The 21,174-nt window shown below is 56.2% G+C and carries 20 protein-coding genes, 6 tRNA genes and 1 pseudogene; 11 read left to right on the forward strand and 16 right to left on the reverse strand.

Annotated elements, in window-relative coordinates:
- Positions 1-41: 41 nt before the first annotated feature.
- On the reverse strand, positions 42-971 hold the full coding sequence (locus LU684_RS24650; protein ID WP_016484809.1) for a malate dehydrogenase: 930 nt from the start codon (positions 969-971) through the stop codon (positions 42-44).
- 235 nt (positions 972-1,206) lie between these two features.
- On the opposite strand from LU684_RS24650, the gene LU684_RS24655 reads away from it, so the two are divergent.
- Positions 1,207-1,800 (forward strand): hypothetical protein, encoded by a 594-nt coding sequence (locus tag LU684_RS24655; protein WP_023047454.1) that lies wholly within the window; start codon positions 1,207-1,209, stop codon positions 1,798-1,800.
- Between the two features lie 542 nt (positions 1,801-2,342).
- On the opposite strand, the gene LU684_RS24660 is transcribed toward LU684_RS24655, so the two are convergent.
- Positions 2,343-2,570, reverse strand: coding sequence for a hypothetical protein (locus tag LU684_RS24660; RefSeq protein WP_024717660.1), 228 nt, complete (start codon positions 2,568-2,570; stop codon positions 2,343-2,345).
- A gap of 526 nt (positions 2,571-3,096) precedes the next feature.
- Positions 3,097-3,567 (reverse strand): helix-turn-helix domain-containing protein, encoded by a 471-nt coding sequence (locus LU684_RS24665; protein ID WP_232895156.1) that lies wholly within the window; start codon positions 3,565-3,567, stop codon positions 3,097-3,099.
- An 885-nt stretch (positions 3,568-4,452) separates the two neighbouring features.
- On the opposite strand from LU684_RS24665, the gene LU684_RS24670 reads away from it, so the two are divergent.
- On the forward strand, positions 4,453-5,799 hold the full coding sequence (locus LU684_RS24670; RefSeq protein WP_232895157.1) for a phospholipase D family protein: 1,347 nt from the start codon (positions 4,453-4,455) through the stop codon (positions 5,797-5,799).
- Positions 5,800-5,925: 126 nt separating this feature from the next.
- Positions 5,926-6,324: pseudogene (locus LU684_RS24675) on the forward strand (IS66 family transposase); the annotation flags it as partial.
- Between the two features lie 468 nt (positions 6,325-6,792).
- Here the strand turns inward: LU684_RS24675 and LU684_RS24680 are convergent.
- The 7 genes from LU684_RS24680 to LU684_RS24710 form a co-directional block, all read right to left on the reverse strand.
- A complete protein-coding gene (locus LU684_RS24680) occupies positions 6,793-7,341 on the reverse strand; it encodes a hypothetical protein (RefSeq protein ID WP_232895158.1) in 549 nt (182 codons plus the stop codon).
- Positions 7,342-7,401: 60 nt separating this feature from the next.
- Positions 7,402-7,641 carry a hypothetical protein gene (locus LU684_RS24685; protein WP_232895159.1) on the reverse strand — a complete coding sequence of 80 codons (240 nt, stop codon included), beginning with the start codon at positions 7,639-7,641 and terminating at the stop codon, positions 7,402-7,404.
- A gap of 317 nt (positions 7,642-7,958) precedes the next feature.
- Complete coding sequence (locus LU684_RS24690) at positions 7,959-8,858, reverse strand: DUF4435 domain-containing protein (RefSeq protein WP_232895160.1); 900 nt, start codon at positions 8,856-8,858, stop codon at positions 7,959-7,961.
- Positions 8,855-10,117: an AAA family ATPase gene (locus tag LU684_RS24695; protein WP_232895161.1), complete on the reverse strand. Its 1,263-nt coding sequence runs from the start codon at positions 10,115-10,117 to the stop codon at positions 8,855-8,857. Before LU684_RS24695 ends, LU684_RS24690 begins: the two co-directional genes overlap by 4 nt.
- A 1,266-nt stretch (positions 10,118-11,383) precedes the next feature.
- Positions 11,384-12,538 (reverse strand): Fic family protein, encoded by a 1,155-nt coding sequence (locus LU684_RS24700; protein ID WP_232895162.1) that lies wholly within the window; start codon positions 12,536-12,538, stop codon positions 11,384-11,386.
- A gap of 251 nt (positions 12,539-12,789) precedes the next feature.
- Positions 12,790-12,865 (reverse strand) — tRNA-Thr (locus tag LU684_RS24705).
- 71 nt (positions 12,866-12,936) lie between these two features.
- On the reverse strand, positions 12,937-13,347 hold the full coding sequence (locus LU684_RS24710) for a pilin (protein WP_232895163.1): 411 nt from the start codon (positions 13,345-13,347) through the stop codon (positions 12,937-12,939).
- 216 nt (positions 13,348-13,563) lie between these two features.
- Here LU684_RS24710 and LU684_RS24715 point away from each other — a divergent pair, with 216 nt between their 5' ends.
- From LU684_RS24715 to yacG, 4 genes are read left to right on the forward strand one after another with little or no spacing between them, the layout of a single operon-like run.
- Complete coding sequence (locus LU684_RS24715; RefSeq protein ID WP_232895164.1) at positions 13,564-14,772, forward strand: type II secretion system F family protein; 1,209 nt, start codon at positions 13,564-13,566, stop codon at positions 14,770-14,772.
- Positions 14,773-14,774: 2 nt separating this feature from the next.
- Positions 14,775-15,641 carry a prepilin peptidase gene (locus LU684_RS24720; protein ID WP_102667853.1) on the forward strand — a complete coding sequence of 289 codons (867 nt, stop codon included), beginning with the start codon at positions 14,775-14,777 and terminating at the stop codon, positions 15,639-15,641.
- Complete coding sequence (coaE, locus tag LU684_RS24725; RefSeq protein ID WP_016484798.1) at positions 15,641-16,264, forward strand: dephospho-CoA kinase; 624 nt, start codon at positions 15,641-15,643, stop codon at positions 16,262-16,264. Before LU684_RS24720 ends, coaE begins: the two co-directional genes overlap by 1 nt.
- On the forward strand, positions 16,261-16,461 hold the full coding sequence (yacG, locus tag LU684_RS24730; RefSeq protein WP_016484797.1) for a DNA gyrase inhibitor YacG: 201 nt from the start codon (positions 16,261-16,263) through the stop codon (positions 16,459-16,461). Before coaE ends, yacG begins: the two co-directional genes overlap by 4 nt.
- A gap of 92 nt (positions 16,462-16,553) precedes the next feature.
- Here yacG and LU684_RS24735 read toward each other — a convergent pair whose 3' ends face one another.
- Positions 16,554-17,261, reverse strand: a complete 708-nt coding sequence (locus LU684_RS24735) for an energy-coupling factor ABC transporter permease (RefSeq protein ID WP_016484796.1) — start codon at positions 17,259-17,261, stop codon at positions 16,554-16,556.
- 86 nt (positions 17,262-17,347) lie between these two features.
- Between LU684_RS24735 and LU684_RS24740 the strand changes: the two genes are divergently transcribed.
- The 4 genes from LU684_RS24740 to LU684_RS24755 all read left to right on the forward strand — a co-directional run bounded on the left by LU684_RS24740 (position 17,348) and on the right by LU684_RS24755 (position 20,150).
- Complete coding sequence (locus tag LU684_RS24740) at positions 17,348-17,779, forward strand: hypothetical protein (RefSeq protein ID WP_016484795.1); 432 nt, start codon at positions 17,348-17,350, stop codon at positions 17,777-17,779.
- A 55-nt stretch (positions 17,780-17,834) separates the two neighbouring features.
- Positions 17,835-18,464 (forward strand): DUF1780 domain-containing protein, encoded by a 630-nt coding sequence (locus LU684_RS24745; protein WP_013970766.1) that lies wholly within the window; start codon positions 17,835-17,837, stop codon positions 18,462-18,464.
- 132 nt (positions 18,465-18,596) lie between these two features.
- Positions 18,597-18,770 carry a DUF3094 family protein gene (locus tag LU684_RS24750; protein WP_013970765.1) on the forward strand — a complete coding sequence of 58 codons (174 nt, stop codon included), beginning with the start codon at positions 18,597-18,599 and terminating at the stop codon, positions 18,768-18,770.
- Positions 18,771-18,854: 84 nt separating this feature from the next.
- The gene (locus LU684_RS24755) at positions 18,855-20,150 is read left to right on the forward strand and encodes an NAD(P)/FAD-dependent oxidoreductase (RefSeq protein WP_016484794.1); all 1,296 of its coding nucleotides are present in this window, start codon (positions 18,855-18,857) and stop codon (positions 20,148-20,150) included.
- A 205-nt stretch (positions 20,151-20,355) separates the two neighbouring features.
- On the opposite strand, the gene LU684_RS24760 is transcribed toward LU684_RS24755, so the two are convergent.
- From LU684_RS24760 to LU684_RS24780, 5 genes are all read right to left on the reverse strand, one after another.
- Positions 20,356-20,431 (reverse strand) — tRNA-Lys (locus LU684_RS24760).
- Between the two features lie 5 nt (positions 20,432-20,436).
- Positions 20,437-20,513 (reverse strand) — tRNA-Pro (locus tag LU684_RS24765).
- Between the two features lie 46 nt (positions 20,514-20,559).
- Positions 20,560-20,635 (reverse strand) — tRNA-Lys (locus LU684_RS24770).
- Between the two features lie 6 nt (positions 20,636-20,641).
- A tRNA-Pro gene (locus LU684_RS24775) sits at positions 20,642-20,718 on the reverse strand.
- Positions 20,719-20,722: 4 nt separating this feature from the next.
- Positions 20,723-20,798 (reverse strand) — tRNA-Asn (locus LU684_RS24780).
- Positions 20,799-21,174 lie beyond the last annotated feature (376 nt).

Raw genomic sequence — 21,174 nt, forward strand, 5'->3', positions numbered from 1 at the left:
TGCCGCGCAGGGGCTGCCAGGCAGCCCCTCACGGCCATCGCTCAAAGCGTCTTCATCTCGGCAATATCCCGCGCCACCTGATCCGCAGAATGGTCGAACATCGCCTGTTCCTGCGCATCCAGTGGCAACTCGATCACCCGCGCCAGCCCTTGGTCTGACAATACACAGGGCACACCCATGGCAATATCCGTGCGCCCGTACTCGCCCTCCAGAATCGCCACAGCCGGCAAAATACGGTTTCGCCCATTGGCGATGGCATCCACCATCTGCGCAATGGCCACGCCCGGCGCATCGCAGGCGCTGCCCAGCTTCTTCAGGCCCAGAATCTCGCCGCCGCCCTTGCGCGTGCGCTCCACGATCCGCTCTATCTGGTCATCGGACAGGAAGTGCGACAGCGGCACCGAGCCGATCTGGCAGTAGCGCATCAGCGGCACCATGCTGTCGCCATGCCCGCCGAGCACCAGCGCCGTGATATCCCGAGCGGAAAACCCGGTCTGCTCGGCAATGAAGCACTTCATGCGCGCGGTATCCAGCACCCCTGCCTGGCCAAATACCTTGTCGCGCCCAAGGCCGCTGAGGCTCCAGGCCCGATAAGTCAGCACATCGACCGGGTTGGACACCACCAGCACCGTGGCTGTCGGCGCATGGTGTTGGATGTCGGCCATGATGCTATCGAGAATGGGCAGGTTGATACTCAGCACATCCTGGCGCGACTGCCCGGGCTTGCGCGGCACGCCTGCGGTAATCACCACCAGCTCGGAACCGTCGAGCATTTCGGCTTGGGCACCACCGTAGACCCGGGTATCGGAACCAGACTCCACAGCGGCCTGCCACACATCCAGCGCCTTGCCCTGCGCCAGCTCGCCCTGTACATCCATCAACACCAGTTCACGGCACAACTCATCCCGGGCGATGATCTGCGCCGCCGCCTCGCCGACCAGGCCGGCACCCACGATTGTTAGCTTGTTCACCTGACACCTCCCAGCGGCGCGCGCCACCAGGAACACGCCTGCGTATACAGGGAAGTATTGACCGCTGAAGCGAAAAGACCACCCAAGGTGATGCCTGGCTTAATCCATGAAGCAGCGCCCCACACGATGCGCGAGTAGAGCCCGGCTCCCGCCGCTGCGCGGAACCAGTTCCGGATGGGTGTGCCATTCAGGTCAGCTTAGCCTGTCCGTCTTGCTCACCAACCGGAAACGCACCATGACCGATCACAAGAAACTTTCTTTCACCGCAACCCTGCAAATTGCCGGCTGCCCCCTGAATACCCTGGACAGCATGTGCACAGGGCCAATTATTCTCAGCAGTCCCATCAACAATTTGAATCCTGTCATGGATGGCGGCCGTGCCATTGGCATGTTCAATTGCTCAGACGAAGACTGGCACCTAGGTAGGGACAGCGGGCTGATTACCTTTGACAGGGGTGCCAGTGCGCAATCGCTGGTGCTGTATTTCCGCCATTTTGATGGCGGCTATCGGCTTTACCTACGCAGCGGCGAGCATCTGGGCGAAGGCGTATTCACCAATGCCAATGGCGTGGTAGATGTCCAGCCCATAAAAGCCAGCGATCCTTCCCTATGGAAAATTGTCGATGCCCAAACCGGTCAACCTTTCGACCTGACGCAGTGCGAAGGCCCTGATTGTGATATCAAGCTTACAAGCGCCGACGGGCACCCAGTCGAATCTCATTACCTCTACCCGGTCGGCGCCTTCCTGGCTTGTTACCCCGCTGCACATCAAGGTGACCTGAGGTTGATCATTCAGGAGCGGGAAGTCGACTGGCTCAATGCAGACTGATCTATACCTGCGCACCAAACACCGGGCGTACGAGCAACTGCCCTGCTCAACAGCTAGCCGGCGGCGCACTGCGCAGGAAGCGCCAAACAGCAAAGCCCCACCCTGACCAGCCGGGGCCTGACCACTCTGCTCCATGGCGGGCCTCCGATTGGACGGAGACGAAGCGGGATTGGCTGACATTGAAGTCGCTAATGACCGCACAAAAAAAGCGCCTGCGATGAAGACTGGGGGCTGATGCGCCTTTCGATTCCGACCGGCCAAGGTCGCGTCGCTGATTCGGCGACTGAGGGTCTTTATTGCTGGGTGGCTGTTTTCGCAAGTTTTCGAGGGTACGAATGTACTGCGTATTTCGTAGAAAATTGCTCGCCACAAGCAACGCACACACTCCAGGCCATATGCGGTCCGTGTAGGAGCTGGCTTGCCTGCGATGGGCTGCGCAGCAGCCCCATACCCCGGCCTGGCAGGAATAACCCACCATCGGCCTGAACAGAAGGAGCCAGCTGCAACCCCCACATCTGGCCCCCACTCATCAACGACCTCCTCTAACCCTCCAACTCATGGCCGTTGCCCTCCATCACCTTCCCACACTGCTCACTGGCCAACCGGCTGATGATCCGAATCGCCTGATGGATACCGGCCGTGTTGCGAAAGCTCAATTGCGGGTTGTGTTCGCATTCCAGCATTTCATCGTGCTGGACCAGGGCCTCGCCTAGTAGCTCGAGGGTCCAGGCGTAGCTTTGGATGGTGGAAAGGCGCTCTTGGTCAGTCATGGCGTACCTCCGAATGACCGGGGACGGAGTGGGATTGGCTGGGGGGGAAGTAGCTGATGGCCGTCGAAGAACGACGGTGGAGAACGAATGCGAGGGTCCTGCTTGGACTTGAGGTAAGCATGCATGAGGCTCCAAGTTTTAGTTGGAGCTGCCACGATCCTTCCTACGGGATTGGGTGGCAGCTGTGTGCGGGGTAGGAATACCGGGGAAACTTGGAAACCCGGCCAGGCCGAGGCCTGCCCACACACAGCCGCCATGACACAGCACGGCAGACACAAAAAAGCGCCAGCTGTGGTGCAGGGGCGCCTAGTGCATGCGCCAAGTTTACCAACGGGTTCCTACGCCCGGTCACGGGATTTACCGTGACGCAGAGATTTAGCCTCACATTGCTTGGCGGGGCAAGTATGGAAGTTGTAGGAAAGGTCTCTGAATAATGTACGAACGGCGCCGAAGCAGCTGTCTTCGCGTCGGTGATAAATCCTTATAGGAAAATGAGATGAGACTTTATTTGCATCCCACATCAATCTCACTTTTCCTGACTGCTTTTCCGTGCCCGTTGCGATGGCGGCCTCGACACTGCCTTCTTCGCTTTGACTGCTGCAGGGCTTTTCCCTCTTTTCGGTCCGGCCACCACGTGGGAACCAGCCAGCGGCGCGGCCACAGCGATTGGCCCACCCGCCTGCAACTGGCCAGCATTGTTGCCGACGAGCGTTGCAGTGGGCTTATCTTTAGCCGTCATCACCATACCCATCCGCACGCCAAAGAGGCGCAGCACGGCATCCAAAGTGCTGAGCTTCGGATTCGACTTCCCGCTTTCCAATTCATACAGGCTTTTCGTGGACATCTTGCACATGGCCGCGAAGGTCTCTTGGTCAAGCCCGGTGACTTCGAGCCGCAGACGGCGGATGGATGCCCCAATGGGGTCCAGCCCCGCCGCGTTGCGCTTGACGATATCCTCTACGAGCTGGGCGCGCTCTTCAAGCTGTAGTTTTTTCATCGCAGTCCCCACCCCACGAGTCGCTTATCCAGATTATTCACGGCGTACTCAAGAAGTTCGTTCGTCCTGTCCACGACCTCAGCTTGCGCGAAAGCCTAGTTCCGACTTGGCTGAAGGCCTGCCAACGACTCCTTGATGCGCAGATGCCCAATAGGGGCCGGCATGAAGCGTTCTAGAAGACACAGAAACCGGCATTACTTTGCTGATTATCAGCTTCAGAACGGGTAAAACCGGCACCACACTGCCGATTATGGATTCACAGCGCGCGGAAAAGTGCTAGAGGTAGTTGCTGCACCCTGGGGAGCAGGAGCTGCCTGTGGTTTGGCCTTTGGGTTATAAAACCATGTTTAGTTGCGTTGGGTCAGGTGGTGGATGGCACGGGCTTCGCTGTCGAGGCCGGAATACCAAAGGCAAAACGCGCCAGACAGAAACCACAAAGCCCGCGCCTGGCGGGCTTTGTGGTGCGTTTCATAGACAGTCATAGACTGCTGGAAACGGTTTACTGGTGCCGGAGACAGACGGACGGTTGTTGGCCGTAAGGGCCCGGTTTTCGCGGGGCTGGAATTTGGTGGATTTTTTGATGTACCTCATAGGGTATCTACTAACAAATCAGCTAGTTATGGCTTTCTGTGGAATCGAATCGGGACCTGCGGAGGCTCCTCCCACCCCTTCAAGTGGTACGTAAGGAACGGCAGAAACGACCCAACGCGGCCCTTGGTGGAGGGCGGCGATCGGCCATAAGCTGTCATTCAGGACGGAAACGCTAAACCTCAACTGAACGTAGACACACTGCCGACTACTTCGTACCCTCAGGGCTGGTCCGTCGGCTTTGCTCGTTTAGCTTGATCACCCGGCAGACACCAGCATTTTGCCACGGAGGGAAAAATGAAGTTCTACGCAAACAAACTGAATGGAAAATTTCTCAGAAATGCGCTTCCCGACGAAAGTGTTAAAATTGATTGGGTTCGCGCAGCTATTGCTTACGGGAGTGATGAAACTACTCTCGTGGAAAATTGTGTGGAGCACGGGCGTAGACTTGACATATGGATGCGATACGACCATACGGTTCCGGTAGATCCTCGCCTCCTTAGATTCTTGCTTCGAAACAGCGGGAACAATATATTCTGCTTTCTTATTCCGGATGTCCTTCACGCTAAGGTAATTTGGTGGAAGAACTATGGCGTATATGTTGGCTCCGCAAATCTTACTGACCGTGCCTGGGTCACCAATATTGAGTTTGGAGTTTTTATCCCAGAGCAGGACCTAGAGGCCAATGGACAAATAACTGATATAGAGGGATTCTTTGAATCCTTGATCTCCTGCGATGCGGCACAACAGTTGACGGACGAAATAATCCAGGAACAAGAGAGGATTCTTAGACTCAGAGAAAAAGACCTGCAAAAAATTGAGCGCGGGTCGGAGAGTTTGAGGAGCATCAAGAGGTGGGAAGGCCCGGCTTTTACGAGCTCCGATAAAGCGTTTGATATTCGCAAGGAATCTTTCATTAAGGAATGGCGCAACGGCCTCTCCGTTTTGCGAGATATTGCGCATAAAGCCCCAAATTATCGCCCAAGATGGCTCAATCAAGATGTGCCTGCGGCTTGGCAAGCGGACCAGTTTCTACACGCCTTCTACTACAATAAAGTGGTTGATGGAGTTCGTCACCCATTTGATGAGCACTATCAGAAAAATAGGAAAGATCCAACCGCAAGCATGCTGGCTGCGCTGAAGTGGTGGTCTGGACTGGACGCGCCTCCATCCAGTGAAGACGTGAATTGTCACGTCCGAGCCCCTGTCATACGTCGTTATCTAGATAAGAACAAGGTAAGGTTTCTTTCACTAGAGGAGTTCTATGAGGTTCTGCAGGCCAACCACTCGACCGTAGACCACGTGCGTCGTATGAGGCTTGAGGAGTTAGGTCTGAGGGAAGTGCAGGACGTTACTGAGGCGCAGCGTGTTAAGGCATTCGCCAAGGCACTATTTAGACAGCAAAATGAAAGGGGTGAAACAGTCTTAGACATCTTAGCCTTTGTGCTTGATGGCGGTTCTCCAAGTGACATTCCGGCAAGGCTGTTTGAGGTAGTGCATAGCTCAGCAAGAAGATTCCCTCATTTTGGGAACAATCAAATCGCAGAACTTGCAGGATGGGCTCGTCCCGAGTTGTGCCCGCCACGTAACGGCAGAACCAGTAAGGGGTTAAGGGCGCTAGGCTACGACGTTCACGTGTACTAAAGGTTTCAACATGCTGCGTATGGTAAAGCTAAACAATCCGATGCAGGCGCTACGGCCCTATCCGTGCGACAGCCAGCTCATTCTGCGCACTCGATTACCCGAGTTATTCACTCATAGCTACGGAGCAGCGTGCCGCTGCTGGCGCAATTGAAAAGCTGGATGGAAAAGACCCAGCCCCAAATGACCTCGCAGAACGCACTCGGCAAAGCGGTGAACTACTTGGCGGGCAACTGGAGCAAACTCGAACGGTATGTCGAGGAAGGCTTCCTACCCATGGATAACAATGCTGCCGAACGCGCCGTCCGTCCCTTCGTGATCGGCAGGAAGAACTGGTTGTTCAGTGACACACCGAAAGGCGCGGTAGCCAGCGCACAACTGTACAGCCTGGTTGAAACCGCCAAAGCCAACGGCCAAGAGCCCTATGTGTGGCTGCGCCATGCACTGGAGCAACTGCCGCATGCTTCGACGGTGGGTGATTACGAAGCGCTGTTGCCGTGGAACTGCAAGCCGGTAATGCCACGGTAAACTGAGGCCTCACCCTGCGGTAGATGGGGTTTATGGATCGCTTACGTCTATACGAACCACTCGAATCGTTAATGCCCTACGGGTGCTACGCCCGCTTGACCACGACAGAATTGAGGGTGTAGTGGCGTAATGATGTTGTGATAGCCTAATCGAGCATCACCTCCTGACGTTCGTTGGCGCTGGGCAGGCTCAAAATTTTATGTTTCATCAGCGGCAGGTGCTTAGCGACCTGCTCGACTGGTCGAGGACATGAATACGCAGATCACTGGCCACGTGCATGGCTCCAACTCGCCGTCTGAATGCGGCGGAGGTTGCTGCAAAAGCTGTTCTGGTCGGCAGCGCTGGGATCTGTCACGCTTTGAACCGACGAAGCAGTCTGTAACATGAAGCTCTCGTTGAAGTGCCCTGTGAAAGAAAAACCGCCCTACTAAGGCGTCTTTTTGTTTTCAAGTACTATCGTTGGATTGGTCAGGCGGTTTTCTTTTTGTTGGCCTTACGCATAGCCTTTTTCTGCTGATTGTAATAATCAAGCACCGGGCTTCTAAATTTCGCTTTCGTCATCAGTGTGAACGAGCTGTTCACATCCTGAATCCCTGAGGCTTTTTTCAACATGTCCTTTGTATAGCGTAATTGCAGATAAAAACTTTCGATCTTCTCTCCCTTTTCGGCCTCATCAACCATGTCCTGTACGTCCTCGACACCCATGAGTAGAGTTACACATTGAATTGTAACTTCCTCATCTAGATAAAGACTGTGCTCATCGCACCACTGGACAATGTCTACGATAGCCCCATTGACCAAATCAAATCGCTCTTCAAAACAAAGCGATGAGTCCTTGATGGCTTTAGTGCCTGCTGCACCGCCTGCGTTGACGAGCTGAAACAGAACTTCATAAATTTCAAGTCGCTTTTCAAAAGTCTTTTGAGCATAGCTCTCTATGCGGTTTCTCCGGCGAATCCATTCATTTGCAATGATCCCGAGGATCACGCCTAAAATCCCAAGCAGCGCGCTGTCCACTTACCAATCACCATTGATAAAAAATCAAACCAGTACTGTTATTCTAAGTCAATGACCCTATCAATCTAGATCTACCAATCTTTCAGAGGCCTCATCCTTCGCTTGGCGGAGTTGAAATTTCCATTCGGCAGCCTCTTCATCGGTACAGACACCGACTTCTGGCAGATCGGCCAAGAAGCCTGACGCGTATCCGAAATGCTCGGCTAGCTCCCCATTAGTCTGGCTGCGTCTGGTGTCAGAAATCAGCGTCTGCGCGTGCTGGCGCATTCCGGTTTTCTCTTCGTACGTGTAGGACGACATCTGTTTCCCTCAGTGATGGTTGCCGCAGTTCGCATTGAGCCACTGCCAGAAAAATAGTAAATTCAACAAAAATCCCAGGAAAAAAACTTATCCTCATCCCGCCGACGCGCTTTACGTCGCAAAAAAGGGACAGATATTTTTACCGTAGGCTCGAAAGAACGTCACAACCTTCGAGAGAGCGATTCGAGTGCCGCATCTTGACGCGGCACATGCCCAAAGTTTATGTTTCATCAGCGAACATCACAAAAAAATAAATCTGCCCCTTTGAGTCCGATGCAGCCAAGGGCACTAGCCGGATATATGGACAGCTTTGAAGACTATACATTTATGCGGGCCATCATATTTTGATAGTAGTCTCTCAACTCTGGAAGCGAGTTCAACTCACCTTTACTCAGAGCTTGAGCCATCATGTTGTCTGCAAAGTGCCTAGGGATGTTTTTTTGGCCAGTAATTAACTTGTAGTAGTCGCAAAATACCGAATAGCAGAACATAGACACCATCTTTCCATAGCAATCATTGTAAGCTGATATACGATTATGACCGGAGTACCTTAGCGGGACGGTTCGACGAAGTTTGATGTCCTGTATGAGAGCCTTAAATTTATCTTTTTTGACCTTATAGCCTGAAGGCGAAGAGGTGTCTATTAAACCCCAGTATTGCTCTCTGTCCACGCCCTTGATGCGTTTCAGCCCGCATAGTAAATCGACAAAAACTACTCTATTTATGCTTTTTAGGAAAAGATCAAATTTAAACCTGATTTCCTCTGAGAATTTAGCGGGGATCGTGCCGCTAGGATGCACTGATCCCAAAATGGATATGAGGAACTCTGGTCGGCATGCGTCGTTCTCCCAACTGTATCCATAAGTGTAGAGGACCCTTGGGTGATTAATTATTTCACCTCTATAGCAATCGTAGTCGCGATCGAATACGGCAATAGAATTTTTTATCGAATTAGTTTGAATTTTCTCTGCATAAGGGCGCACAAAATCTTTTGAACCAAGTGACTTAATCTTGATTGCAGTTCCTGGTAGGAATTTTGAGAACACACTACGCCAGAAAATAGAGTCGATAGACCATACTTCATCAATTGTTGCATCGTCGGAATGTTCATTTTTTTTTGTTTTTTTCGGGTCACCACCTTCCGAGTAAACTATATACTCAACACCAAAGAAGGCATGGAAATTTGAGAGCCCTGAGTTGGTCCGCACAAAAGTCATTTTATGCAGCGCTCCATATTTATCAAATTCCCCTGGTGTTCACCTACAACGTCAGGGGAGTGGGTAGCAAATATAATCTGTGCGGACGGATTTAGGCTTTTTATGTTCTTTGCAAGAGTTTCTTGCCATGCTACGTGTAACGAAATCTCTGGCTCGTCTGCCATGTATATAAAGGTGTTGCCTTCTTGCAGTAATGCTTCGCCAAGAATAATTAGTATCTGCTTTTCGCCAGATGACAACTGATTTGGCTTTAGGGTTTTCCCAGAGCTCGTGGTTATAACTATTTCATTTCTTTCATTTATATGTAGAGTTTTCCGCTGCATAAGCTCATTTAGCAGACTAATAAATAAGTCTCTAGGCGCGAGAAGCTTTCTTTTGTTTGATGTAATGTCCTCCCAAAAATCTACTGTACTCTCTATCCTATGCAAAGAGAATAAAGCCATTATTTCTGTGCTAGTAGGGGCCTCGCTGGCCTCCATCTTTTTTCTAAGTCGATCAAGAACCCCGAAGTGAGATTGAATTTTCTTTGTGTAGTTTTTCTTATCAACGCGAAACTCAGAAAATATTTGTACAAGAGCAGCTTTTTCACTCTCAAGCTTTGTCGCAATTGGAATGGGAAATTGTTTATCCTCATCAATGACAAGTAACGATAGAAATACTTGTTCTTGAAAGTTTTCGTTTAGTACGTTTATTTTTTTGCTCAGCGCTGATAAATACCTGACTAGTCTATTGGAAAAGTCTTCGAGCCTTGAGTCCAATGGATCTGAGGAGTTTTCGTTCGCAATTGTATTTATGCGCTGGACTGAGAGCCAGGTCAGTGAAACCATCTCTTTTAGATGTGTGGTCAGAGTTTTTCCGGCAGCTGCCTTGCCGGCTAATTGCATTCTGAGGAAATAGTTTCTTCTGAGCGCGTTATCATAACCATCATTTTCTGTTAGGACGTATGCGTACGGCTTCTCAGAAGAGGTTTCAAATATTTTGTAGTCACAATGGAAGAATGGTGCATCTCTGTTTCGAGTTACCTCGATGTAGGGTTTTTTTCTTGAGCCCGGATCTTTTAGTGCAATCTTTATGTAATCAAAATCAAGAGTTGCCAAGTAACTTTGATCGGCAAACAGCACCCCTGCGATCAATTTTAAAGTTGTAGATTTCCCTGAACCATTAGGTCCAATTATAAAATTGTAGGAGTCATTGGTTTTGATCGAAACCTCATGATCTCCCCAGAAACCCTTTATGTATACACTTTCGATGATGTTCATAGCATCCTACTAAATTTCACCATTGAAGAATTCTCCTAGCCGCAATGATGGCACATTGATCTCGCAACTGAACAGCCCATAGGGTTTCAAAATCACACCACTCTCATAGCAGCCTATTTCGATTCAGCACCCTTCATTGACCATGTGTTGAGCCCCCACGTCATCCCGCCAAGAATGCTGAGTGTTATCAGGGATCAAGGCCCCTGCGACCTGTGGGGAATGTCCACTACGCGGGACTGGCGGCTCCTTACGTCCGGGAGCAAGGGCATCTCATGATCTGGCCTCCTGAACACCGTTACCGGTGGGCGGGTGGAGGCAGCACTGGCTGACGAGATCAGCGCCTGAAGATCCTGAGCCAGGTGCAAGCAGCAATGCGATGACCGGGGCATGCCTGACTGTCAGTCAGGTGCAGTCCATTCCCTGGTCTGCGGCACCATCATCTACCTGGCTGTTGCTGGTGACATCGGCGTTTGTCACGCCGATTGTCACGAGGGGGAGTGCCGCAAAGCCATGTGCGATCAGGGCTGCAGCAGTGGTAGAAGTGCCCGTCTCTTTCCAGAGAAAGAGACGGGCGCAGGTTGGCGCACGATTCGGCCAAGCGGATAGGTTGCTGCAGGGCCGCAAAGTAAAGAGGGAACGTCTGACGCACGAAAGCGGTGTACTGAAATAGGCGTCCATCACCTGGGTAGTGAACGTGCGAGCTAACGGCTTGGGGAGTACACCAAAAATCATTGCCGGGGGCTTTCAGGGCTCGTACGACAGGGTCGCAGACGAAAATTGTATTGGCACTGTTTTTATACGTGCGTACGGCAGGTCAGTATCTCGGTGCATGGCACGGTCTTCAGCCGTATTCGCGGGTCAGCCCTAACACCAGTCAGTTAACGTTTTCTGGCTTAATTGGGGCTGCTTTGCAGCCCTTCGCGGGCTTGCCCGCTCCCACAGGGATCGCGCTAGCTTTTAGAAATTGAGCAAGACAGTTGGCTCAAACAGGTACGGGGCAATGCTCCGGGTAGCGATACCTGTTCGACTGTCCGGCTGCGCATGCTTTGTAAAGCTGTTCCGAAGTATCTTGAAAGGATTTCGTGGAGAGAGGGAACTGTGTTGCAGGGCACAGTTCAGCGGTGGAACAAGAAATTGCCGGGCCGCCTTGCGGCTCTTTCGCGACACACAGGACGTGGGATATTCGAGCATCGTGCTTACATTCGGGCCTTAATGTTCACGAAATGAGACAAATTCAAGCTGAATTAGTGCCGACCTTGCGATTATTCAAGGCCTGTCGAGTGGCTCTGGAATGAACCCCTGCTCCCTCAGTGCCTTGATGACCCCGCGCACCAGATAATTGTTGGAAAAGCCAAGGGTGTATTGCCTCGAACCTGGGTTGATTGGCAGAAGCATGCCTTGCTCTACCAGGTTCTTGATCTGATAAGTCCGTTGGTTAGCCGTGAGCGCGGGGAGTGCCTGAGCAATGTCACTCGATTTCACGACCTTCATCTTTATGACGCTGACCAGAATCTGTTCCTCGGTCGCGGTAATCCACTCCCGACTGCGTGCAAAACTCACCGCCGGCAGCAGAATGCACTTCGTGAGGTAGCCATAGTCGGTGAGCTTGTCCACCTTCTCCAATTCGTCGCGGATACCCTGCAGCACATAGGTACACCATGCCTCCAGCCCTGCTGTGGTGCCAGTATCGGCAAGCCCCAGCATGGTGTAGTACTTGTCCCGGTCATTGCAGAACACCGCTGTGGGGTTGAGTACCCGACCACCCGTGTTCACGTTGAAGCCGTACTTCATCAACAGCGCATAGGTCAGCAGCCTTACCACCCGCCCATTTCCATTGCCGAATGGGTGAATCCAACCGAAACGGTGGTGCGCCAGGGCGACCTTCATCAGCGCGTATTTAGGGGAATCGTCGCGATTGATGAAACTGACCAACTCCTGCATGTACTGCGCCACCAGCACACCGTCCGGAGGCACATGCTCCGCCTGGGCGATCCTGACCGCCCCTTCCCGGTAGGCGCCTGGCGTTCTATCGCCTTCACGCCGTAACCCCAGTACGGTCATCGCGTGCAATTCTCGGATCGTATGCTCTGTCAGGTCTGCACCGGGCGTGATCACCTCTTCGATGTAATCCATCGCCTTCTCGATGTTGGCAATTTCCAGCAACTGATCGGTGCTCTCGGCCTTCCCTTCGACCTTGCTGTCGATGTAGTCGGCCAGTGTGGTGTGGTTGCCCTCGATTCGAGCAGAGCCCAGGCTCTCCAGCGTGTGGAACAGCGCCTTCAACTGAAAGAACACCTGAGGTGGGGTGTCCCCTTCCAGCCTCAGCCTGCGCAGAAATTCGAGCTCGGCCAGAACGTCAACCAGCGGCGAGTCGAAGGATGGGTTCAGTAGCTGCAGGTCGTGGTGAGAAAACGAGGGCATCTCAAAATTATCTCTAAACGGCAAAATCATTATCTAGAAAAAATTCGGCTCTAACCCCGTAAACACTGGCAAGAACCTGATCGACAGCTAACCATTATCTAAAAATACGCGCAACCCTAAGTGGAAAACTGCGGACCATAAAGTCAAAAACACGCAGATCCGTGGGGAAAAAAGCGGGAACAAAAAAGCCCGCACAAGGCGGGCTTCTATTGGTGCCAGGTAGCGAGAAATCGCCATAGGCCAACTGATTCTGGTGCCGGAGACAGGAATCGAACCTGCGACCTTCGCGTTACGAGTGCGCTGCTCTACCGACTGAGCTACACCGGCGTGTAGCGCAACGTACCACTGCTCACACCCGCAACGCAAACCCCTGTTTCCGCTAGTTTATTGCCCTGCCCTCAAGCCCCCTTGCACCCCTTGGGCGCCAGGTCTTCCTCGATGTCGGTGGTGCACGCCCAGCCGCTGGCGGAACGCGTCAGGGTCAGTGCCTTGCCCAGCACGTTTGCCGGCGCATCCACCAGCGTGCAGGCAATGCTGCCGCTGCCATCTGCGGCCTTGCCGCTGGCGGTAATCGCACAATGCGCCGTTGCCGGCTGGCCACCCAGTTCGGCCACGCCCACTACGTCTTTCCCGTCATTCAACCGCAGGTCCATCGCCGTCTTCAGCGCGCTGATTTCCAGCAGCCCGGCCGCGGCCTTGGAGCGTGCCTGGTGGTTGGTGTACATCGGTAAGGCGATGGTCGCCAGAATGCCGATGATCGCGACAACGATCATCAGTTCGATCAGGGTGATACCGCGTTGCCCTTTCATGAACATCTTTCCTTTTTGATTCGCTTACACATTGAGGTGGGTTGCGCCCCAACCGGCAGCGGCGCAGTAGGCCTGAACAGACACCTTTTGTCACCCCTGCCCGCTTGGGCGTCATCTTCGCTGAACTACTCTAGTGAGCATCATGGACGCGCGCCCTGGCATGGACGCGGCAAGCTGTTTCCAGGCTTGTCGCTGGGGCAGAAAAAGGACCTTTGCATGGCTTCGACTTCACTGCTTTACCGCTGGCACGGCACCGACGCCAACGGCACGCCGGTCAGCGGCCAAACGCCTGGGCGCAGCCCGGCTTATGTACGTGCCGGGCTGATTCGCCAGGGCATCACGGTGGCCAGTTTGCGGCCAGTCAGCGGGCTGACATTCAGTTTGCCGAAGCGGCGGGCGAAGGCGGACCCGGCGGGTTTCAGCCGGCAGTTGGCGACCTTGCTCAAGGCAGGGGTGCCGCTGCTGCAGGCATTCGAAGTGATGGGGCGCAGTGGTTGCGATGCGGCACAGGCGGCGTTGCTGGATCGATTGAAACAGGATGTGGCCTCGGGCCTTGGGCTGGCAGATGCGTTGCAGCGCCACCCGGCGTGGTTTGATGCGCTGTACTGCAACCTGGTGCGTGTAGGTGAGCAGTCCGGCACGCTTGACCGGCAGCTGGAGCAACTGGCGGGCATGCTGGAACAGCGCCGGGCGTTGCACAAGAAGGTGCGCAAGGCGATGGTCTATCCGCTGCTGCTGTTGCTGACCGGGCTGGGGGTGTCGGCGATCTTGTTGCTGGAGGTGATCCCGAAGTTCGAGAGCATGTTCTCGGGCATGGGCGCGGCGTTGCCAGCATTTACCCAGTGGGTGATCGACTTGTCCACGGGGCTGAGCCGGTTCGCGCCGCTGTTGCTGGTGCTGGGGGTGGTGCTGGGTTTGGCCGTGCGCCAGCTGTACCGCCAGCATGCGCCAGCGCGCCTGTGGATATCTGGGCGGGTGCTGGGCTTGCCGGTGTTCGGCAAGTTGCTGAGGGAGGCGGCGCTGGCGCGGTTTGCGCGTAGCCTGGCAACGTCGTACGGCGCCGGGGTGCCGTTGCTGGATGCGCTGGGCACGGTGGCCAGGGTGACCGGGGGCGAGCTGCATGAGCAGGCGGTGCTGCGGCTGCGCCAGGGCATGGCCAATGGGCAAGGGCTGAACCAGGCGATGGCAGGCGAGATGCTGTTTCCACCGTTGCTGGTGCAGCTGACGGCCATCGGTGAGTCCAGTGGCACGCTGGACCAGATGCTGGAAAAAGCCGCCAGCCATTACGAGGAACAGGTCAGCCAGGCGCTGGACCAGTTGACCAGCCTGCTGGAGCCGGCCATCGTGCTGATCCTGGGCCTGTTGGTGGGTGGCCTGGTGGTGGCGATGTACCTGCCGATCTTCCAGTTGGGTAGCTTGATCTGAACATGACTCTATGGACTTTGCTGGCTGAGCAGCCGGCGTACTTCCTTACCCTGGCGACGGTGCTCGGCTTGCTGGTGGGCAGTTTTCTCAACGTGCTGGTATATCGCCTGCCGATCATGCTGGGGCGACAATGGCAGCGTGAGGCGCAAGAAGTATTGGGGCTGCCGCTTGCGCGACACGAACGCTTCGACCTGTGCCTGCCGGCATCCCGCTGCCCGCATTGCGCGCATCAGATTCGCGCGTGGGAGAACATTCCGGTACTCAGCTACCTGGCCTTGCGCGGGCGTTGCTCAGCCTGCAAGGCCCGTATCAGCCCGCGCTACCCGCTGGTCGAGATAGCCAGCGCGCTGCTGTCGCTGGTGGTGGCTTGGCGTTTTGGTGCTTCGGCCGAGGCGTTGCTGGCACTGCCGCTCACTTGGTGCCTGCTGGCCCTGAGCCTGATCGATGCGGACCACCAATTGCTGCCGGATGTGCTGGTGCTGCCGATGCTGTGGCTTGGGCTGATCGTGAACGCCTTCGGCCTGTATGTGCCACTGGCTGACGCGTTGTGGGGCGCGGTGGCCGGGTACCTCAGCCTGTGGACGGTGTACTGGGTGTTCAAGCTGGTCACCGGCAAGGAAGGCATGGGCTATGGCGACTTCAAGCTGATGGCGCTGATCGGGGCCTGGGGCGGCTGGCAGGTGCTGCCGTTGACGCTGCTGCTGTCGTCGGTGGTGGGGGCGCTGGTAGGCGTGTGCCTGCTGCGTTTGCGCCGGCATGCGCTGGGTACGGCGATCCCCTTTGGCCCTTATCTGGCGATTGCGGGGTGGATTGCTGTGCTCTGGGGTGATGAAATATACGCCTCTTACATGCAACTGCTTGGATACTGATGGCCACTGCAGCCTTTACCCCCTGGATTCTCGGCCTGACCGGCGGCATTGGTAGCGGCAAGAGCGCCGCTGCCGAGCGTTTTGTCGAACTTGGCGTGCACCTGGTCGATGCCGACCAGGCGGCGCGCTGGGTTGTCGAACCTGGCCGCCCGGCCCTGGCCAGCATCGTCGAGCGCTTCGGCCCGGGTGTGTTGCAGGCTGACGGCCAGCTTGATCGCGCCGCCCTGCGCCAGCTGATCTTCGCCGACCCGGCGCAGCGCAAATGGCTGGAGCAACTGCTGCACCCGCTGATCGGGCAGGAGATTTTCAGCTACCTGGCCAAGGCGCAGTCGCCGTATGCGGTGTATGTGTCGCCGTTGCTGATCGAATCGGGGCAGTACCACAAGACCCAGCGCGTGCTGGTGATCGATGCGCCGCAGGAACTGCAAATAGCGCGTACCTTGGCGCGGGACAACACCAGTGCCGAACAGGTGCAGGCGATTCTGCAGGCCCAACTGGCCCGTGAGGAACGCCTGCGCCATGCCGATGATGTGGTGGTCAACGACGGCGACCTGGCCGCGCTGCATGAGCAGATTGACCGCCTGCACCACTTTTACCTGACTTTGAAAGGAGGCCAGCCATGAGCCAGCCATTGACCGTCGATTGCCCGACCTGTGGCGCACCTGTGGAATGGAACGAGAAAAGTGCGTTCCGGCCGTTTTGTTCGGACCGTTGCAAGCTGATCGACCTGGGGGCCTGGGCGGCCGAAGAGCACAAGATTCCGGGGGCAGAAGAGTCCGAGGATGAGCTGTATTCGGGAGACCTGGAGCCGCGGCATTGAGCTGATCCACACATACAACGTGGGCCCACAACCCGCGCGGTACCTGTGGGAGCGGGTTTACCCGCGAAGAGGCCGGCACAGCCACCATACATTCACGGCTCATCTTCCTTCCAGGGCGCCTGCAGGTACCGCGTGCGGTTGAAGGTTTCCAGCCACTCCGGGCAAAACACCACCAGCGCACTGATCACCATGCCGTTGATGAACGCCTCGGGGAACATCATCAGCCACAGATAGCCGACAAAGTCGCTGAGCCACTCCGGCAGGGCAAAACGCCCGTCCAGCCACAACAAGCCTAGCGCTGCGGGCACGCAAACCAGCACGGTCAGTGCTGCCGGGAAGAACCCCGAACAGAAGATATAAACGAACAGGTTTCGCGGCTGTGCACGCTCGACCAGTATCGCGCACACCTCGGTAATCAGCACCGGCAAGCCAACCAGCAACAAGCCATTCACCCCCAGCGCCGCCAGGTCCTGGCGCCCCAGCGCCAGCAAGCCGAGCTGGGCCATGAACCCGCCCAGCACCGCCAGCGGCCAGTCCAGCAACAGGGTGACCGCCGTCATGCCAATGAAGTGGTACGACACCCCGGTATCGAAATCGCGCCTCACCAACCACAGCGCAAACAGGCAGAACACCGTGCCAAACAGCAAATGCTGGCGGCGCCGGTCGGTGAACAGTTCAACCCAGCGAACCCGGCTTACCGCCCAGATCAGCAATGGCACATAACCCAGCCAGCCAAGGCTTAACGTGGTACCGGACAACACCTGCGCGCTGATCACCTGAACAATACCCATTGCAGCCATGTGGATAAAACCGAGTCTACACCCATTCTCCCTTTCCTTCGGCTGCGGTAGGCTGGCGGCCTCGTTCGATGCAGGAAGCATTGGTCATGCCGGAAGGACTCAACCCTGCCCTGCTGCTGGCAGCGGCACTCAACGCCATCATCGGCGTACTTCATCTCGTCATCATCGCCGTAGGCCCGCCTTGGTACCGTTTGTTCGGGGCTGGCGAGCGTATGGCGGTGGCAGCCGAAAAGGGTCGCTGGTACCCGGGGCTGATCACCGCCGCCATCGCCTGCGTGTTACTGGCCTGGTCGGCTTATGCGCTGTCGGCGGCCGGGGCAATCGGCAGGCTGCCGTTGCTGCTGCCAATCCTCTGCCTGATCACCCTGGTGTACCTGCTACGCGGCGTGCTGGGGCCAAGATTGCTGGCGGGCACCGGGCGTTCGCAGCGTTTTATCGTAGTCAGTTCGCTGATCTGCCTGGGCTTCGGCCTGGTCCACCTGGTCGGGCTCGTGCAGCAGTGGCCAGTATTGAGCTGATTCCCACGCTTAAACAGCATCTTACCGTCATCGATTAGCGGCTAAGCTTGTCTGCATGGATGACTCAGACTACCTGCGCCTGCTTACCATCCAGGCCGAACAAGCTAACGCCTTTCTCTCCAACGCCCGCAAGTGGGAGCGGGAGCGTTGGGTGTGCCAGCGACTGTTGCAGGGGTTGAATATCCCCTACCGCAGCGAAGACTTCACCCCGGCCGGGCAAGAGCCGCCCGATGTGCTGTTCCGCGACGCGGCCTTCGAGGTGTTTTTTGTGCTCGACGAGGGGCGTCGGCTGAACGATGAGTGGCGCGAAGAGCTGCAGCGCCGGCGCAGTGCGTTTTCCCTGGCACAGCTGGTGCGCCGTGAAGCGCGCCCGCGGCGCATCAGTGCCACCGAGCTGCTGGGGCGCCTGGCGCCGACCTTGCGCAAGAAGGCGCACAACTACCGGGAACGCGGGCTGGAGCTGAACGAGCTGGACATCATCGCCTTCGCCAGCCTCAAGCGCGAAGTGCTCGACCTGAACACCCACTTCCCGCCGCCCACCGAATACCTGCGCCAGGGCTGGCGCTCGCTGTCGCTGGTGGGGCCGACCTTTGCCCGGGTGCTGTTCGCCCACCCCGATGCACCAGACTTCCTGCGCGGCAACCTGGGCCGCAGCATTGTCTTCGACGTGGGCATCAGTCTTTGATCCAGTGCAGCGAGTGTTTGCGATGGCGTACACTCGGCGCCAGGGATAGAAAGCATTATCATTTGTTTCAAGCGCCTGCACGAACGCTGTAGCGTTTGCGCAGTCACAGACGTCTACCTGACGAGGCCCACCATGACCAGCCGCCTGAACCCGGAAGATCAGCGTCGTGTCGATGAGTATCTGCGAGCCCCCCAGCATCAAGTCGAGCGCAGGCCTTTCCGGCCGTGGCTGCTCCTTGTGCTAGTGGTAGCCGTGACCATCGGGTTGGGTCTCATCAGCCGCCTGCTGAGTGGACTGGTGCTATGAGCTGCCTCGCGCTCGCCCTCCCCTCGTGCAGTTTGCGGCCGGCCCCCCGGGCCACGAATTCCGTAAACCTTATGAGATATCCCCATGACTCATCGCATCGTGATTGTCGGCGGTGGCGCCGGCGGCCTGGAACTGGCGACCCGCCTGGGTAAAAGCCTGGGCAAGCGCAAGCAAGCCGAGATCACCCTGGTCGACACCAACCTGACGCACATCTGGAAGCCACTGCTGCACGAAGTGGCCGCCGGCTCGCTGAACTCCTCGGAAGACGAACTCAACTACGTGGCGCAGGCCAAGTGGAACCACTTCAACTTCCAGCTGGGGCGTATGAGCGGCCTGGACCGCGAGGGCAAGCAGATTCAACTGGCCGCCACCCTCGATGATGAGGGCCGCGAACTGCTGCCTGCGCGCACCCTGGGCTATGACACCCTGGTCATTGCCGTGGGTTCCAATACCAACGACTTCGGCACCTTGGGCGCGGCGCAGCATTGCCTGTTCCTCGACACGCGCAAGCAGGCCGAGCGTTTCCACCAGCAATTGCTCAACCACTACCTGCGCGCCCACGCCGGCGACGTGGCCAGCGAGCAGATCAGCGTAGCCATCGTCGGCGCCGGTGCCACCGGCGTGGAGCTGGCGGCCGAACTGCACCATGCCGCCCACGAACTGGCGGCCTATGGCCTGGACCGCATCCAGCCAAAGGACATGCACATCACCCTCATCGAGGCAGGCCCGCGCGTGCTGCCGGCGCTGCCAGAGCGCATCAGCGTGCCGGTGCACAAGACCCTGGAAAAGCTCGGGGTGAAGGTGTTGACCAACGCTGCCGTCAGTGAAGTGACCGAGGACGGCCTGAAGACCAAGGACGGCGAAGTGATCCAGGCCAGCCTGAAAGTGTGGGCGGCCGGTATCCGTGCGCCTGGCTTCCTCAAAGACATCGATGGCCTGGAAACCAACCGTATCAACCAACTGGTGGTGCGCCCTACCCTGCAGACTACCCGCGACGACAACATCTTCGCCTTCGGCGACTGCGCCGCCTGCCCGCAACCGGGCAGCGACCGCAACGTGCCGCCCCGGGCCCAGGCCGCGCACCAACAGGCGTCGATGCTCGCGCAGAGCCTGAAGGCGCGGCTGGAGAACAAGGCGCTGCCGACTTACGAGTACAAAGACTACGGCTCGCTGGTGTCGCTGTCGCGCTTCTCGGCGGTGGGCAACCTGATGGGTAACCTGATGGGCAGCGTAAAGCTGGAAGGCTGGCTGGCGCGGATGTTCTACGTGTCGCTGTACCGCATGCACCAGATGGCGTTGTACGGGTTCTTCCGCACGGCGTTGATGATGCTGGGTAGCAAGATTGGCCGGGGTACCGAGCCGCGCCTGAAGCTGCACTGACAGGCACCCGCTCCTGCAGGCCATGCGCTGACCTGTAGGAGCAGCCTTGTGCTGCGAAGAGGCCATTACCCGCAGAGAAAATCTTTTGCCGTACCGGCCCTTTCGCAGCACAAGGCTGCTCCCACAAGGGCCCGTGTTGCGGTAAGAGGTGGGTTAAATCTGAGCAAAAGAAAAAGGGCATCTCTTTCGAGATGCCCTTTATTCATGGTGGGTCGTGTAGGATTCGAACCTACGACCAATTGGTTAAAAGCCAACTGCTCTACCAACTGAGCTAACGACCCAAAAATGGTCGGGGTGAGGGGATTCGAACTCCTGACATCCTGCTCCCAAAGCAGGCGCGCTACCGGACTGCGCTACACCCCGGGTCTTTCAAAAAAAAGGGCATCTCTTTGAGATGCCCTTCTTTACATGGTGGGTCGTGTAGGATTCGAACCTACGACCAATTGGTTAAAAGCCAACTGCTCTACCAACTGAGCTAACGACCCGGAAAATGGTCGGGGTGAGGGGATTCGAACTCCTGACATCCTGCTCCCAAAGCAGGCGCGCTACCGGACTGCGCTACACCCCGAGATTGGCTCCGCGACCTGGACTCGAACCAGGGACCCAATGATTAACAGTCATTTGCTCTACCGACTGAGCTATCGCGGAACTAAATTTCGGTACAACTACCGATTACTACTCCGAAGACTGTGTTAGCTTCGGACTCTTTAGCTTCTTAGCTTTCGCTTTGTCGCTGCTGAGGCCGGCTATTCTACATTCTTCGTTTTGCTTGTCAACCACTTTTTTTCATTCAACTTACTGATTTGTAAGTTGTTTTGCGGTCACCGATGTTGCTGGTGATTCGCTTAGTGCCTGACAACGCGGCGTATATTAGGGTCACCCGAATCTTGATGCAAGCAAAAATTTCAAAAATTTCAGCAAGTTAACCTGAATTCCCCGAAAGCCCCGGTTTTACTGGGCTGCACCGGCCTCTTCGCGGGTAAACCCGCTCCCACAGGGGCCCCACAGCGGTGTGGGAAAGCAA

This window comes from Pseudomonas sp. NMI542_15, from assembly GCF_021283425.1.
GTDB classification, from domain to species: Bacteria; Pseudomonadota; Gammaproteobacteria; order Pseudomonadales; family Pseudomonadaceae; genus Aquipseudomonas; species Aquipseudomonas fortuita.

Bases quoted from the DNA above. Each gene is read 5' to 3' on its own strand.
- LU684_RS24670 (WP_232895157.1), top strand. From the start codon at position 4,453: ATGAAGTTCTACGCAAACAAACTGAATGGAAAATTTCTCAGAAATGCG.
- LU684_RS24710 (WP_232895163.1), bottom strand. From the start codon at position 13,347: ATGAAAGGGCAACGCGGTATCACCCTGATCGAACTGATGATCGTTGTC.
- LU684_RS24740 (WP_016484795.1), top strand. From the start codon at position 17,348: ATGCCGGAAGGACTCAACCCTGCCCTGCTGCTGGCAGCGGCACTCAAC.
- LU684_RS24720 (WP_102667853.1), top strand. From the start codon at position 14,775: ATGACTCTATGGACTTTGCTGGCTGAGCAGCCGGCGTACTTCCTTACC.
- LU684_RS24750 (WP_013970765.1), top strand. From the start codon at position 18,597: ATGACCAGCCGCCTGAACCCGGAAGATCAGCGTCGTGTCGATGAGTAT.
- LU684_RS24695 (WP_232895161.1), bottom strand. From the start codon at position 10,117: ATGAACATCATCGAAAGTGTATACATAAAGGGTTTCTGGGGAGATCAT.
- LU684_RS24660 (WP_024717660.1), bottom strand. From the start codon at position 2,570: ATGACTGACCAAGAGCGCCTTTCCACCATCCAAAGCTACGCCTGGACC.
- LU684_RS24700 (WP_232895162.1), bottom strand. From the start codon at position 12,538: ATGCCCTCGTTTTCTCACCACGACCTGCAGCTACTGAACCCATCCTTC.
- LU684_RS24755 (WP_016484794.1), top strand. From the start codon at position 18,855: ATGACTCATCGCATCGTGATTGTCGGCGGTGGCGCCGGCGGCCTGGAA.
- LU684_RS24665 (WP_232895156.1), bottom strand. From the start codon at position 3,567: ATGAAAAAACTACAGCTTGAAGAGCGCGCCCAGCTCGTAGAGGATATC.
- LU684_RS24655 (WP_023047454.1), top strand. From the start codon at position 1,207: ATGACCGATCACAAGAAACTTTCTTTCACCGCAACCCTGCAAATTGCC.
- LU684_RS24735 (WP_016484796.1), bottom strand. From the start codon at position 17,261: ATGGCTGCAATGGGTATTGTTCAGGTGATCAGCGCGCAGGTGTTGTCC.
- yacG (WP_016484797.1), top strand. From the start codon at position 16,261: ATGAGCCAGCCATTGACCGTCGATTGCCCGACCTGTGGCGCACCTGTG.
- LU684_RS24745 (WP_013970766.1), top strand. From the start codon at position 17,835: ATGGATGACTCAGACTACCTGCGCCTGCTTACCATCCAGGCCGAACAA.
- LU684_RS24715 (WP_232895164.1), top strand. From the start codon at position 13,564: ATGGCTTCGACTTCACTGCTTTACCGCTGGCACGGCACCGACGCCAAC.
- LU684_RS24685 (WP_232895159.1), bottom strand. From the start codon at position 7,641: ATGTCGTCCTACACGTACGAAGAGAAAACCGGAATGCGCCAGCACGCG.
- coaE (WP_016484798.1), top strand. From the start codon at position 15,641: ATGGCCACTGCAGCCTTTACCCCCTGGATTCTCGGCCTGACCGGCGGC.
- LU684_RS24690 (WP_232895160.1), bottom strand. From the start codon at position 8,858: ATGACTTTTGTGCGGACCAACTCAGGGCTCTCAAATTTCCATGCCTTC.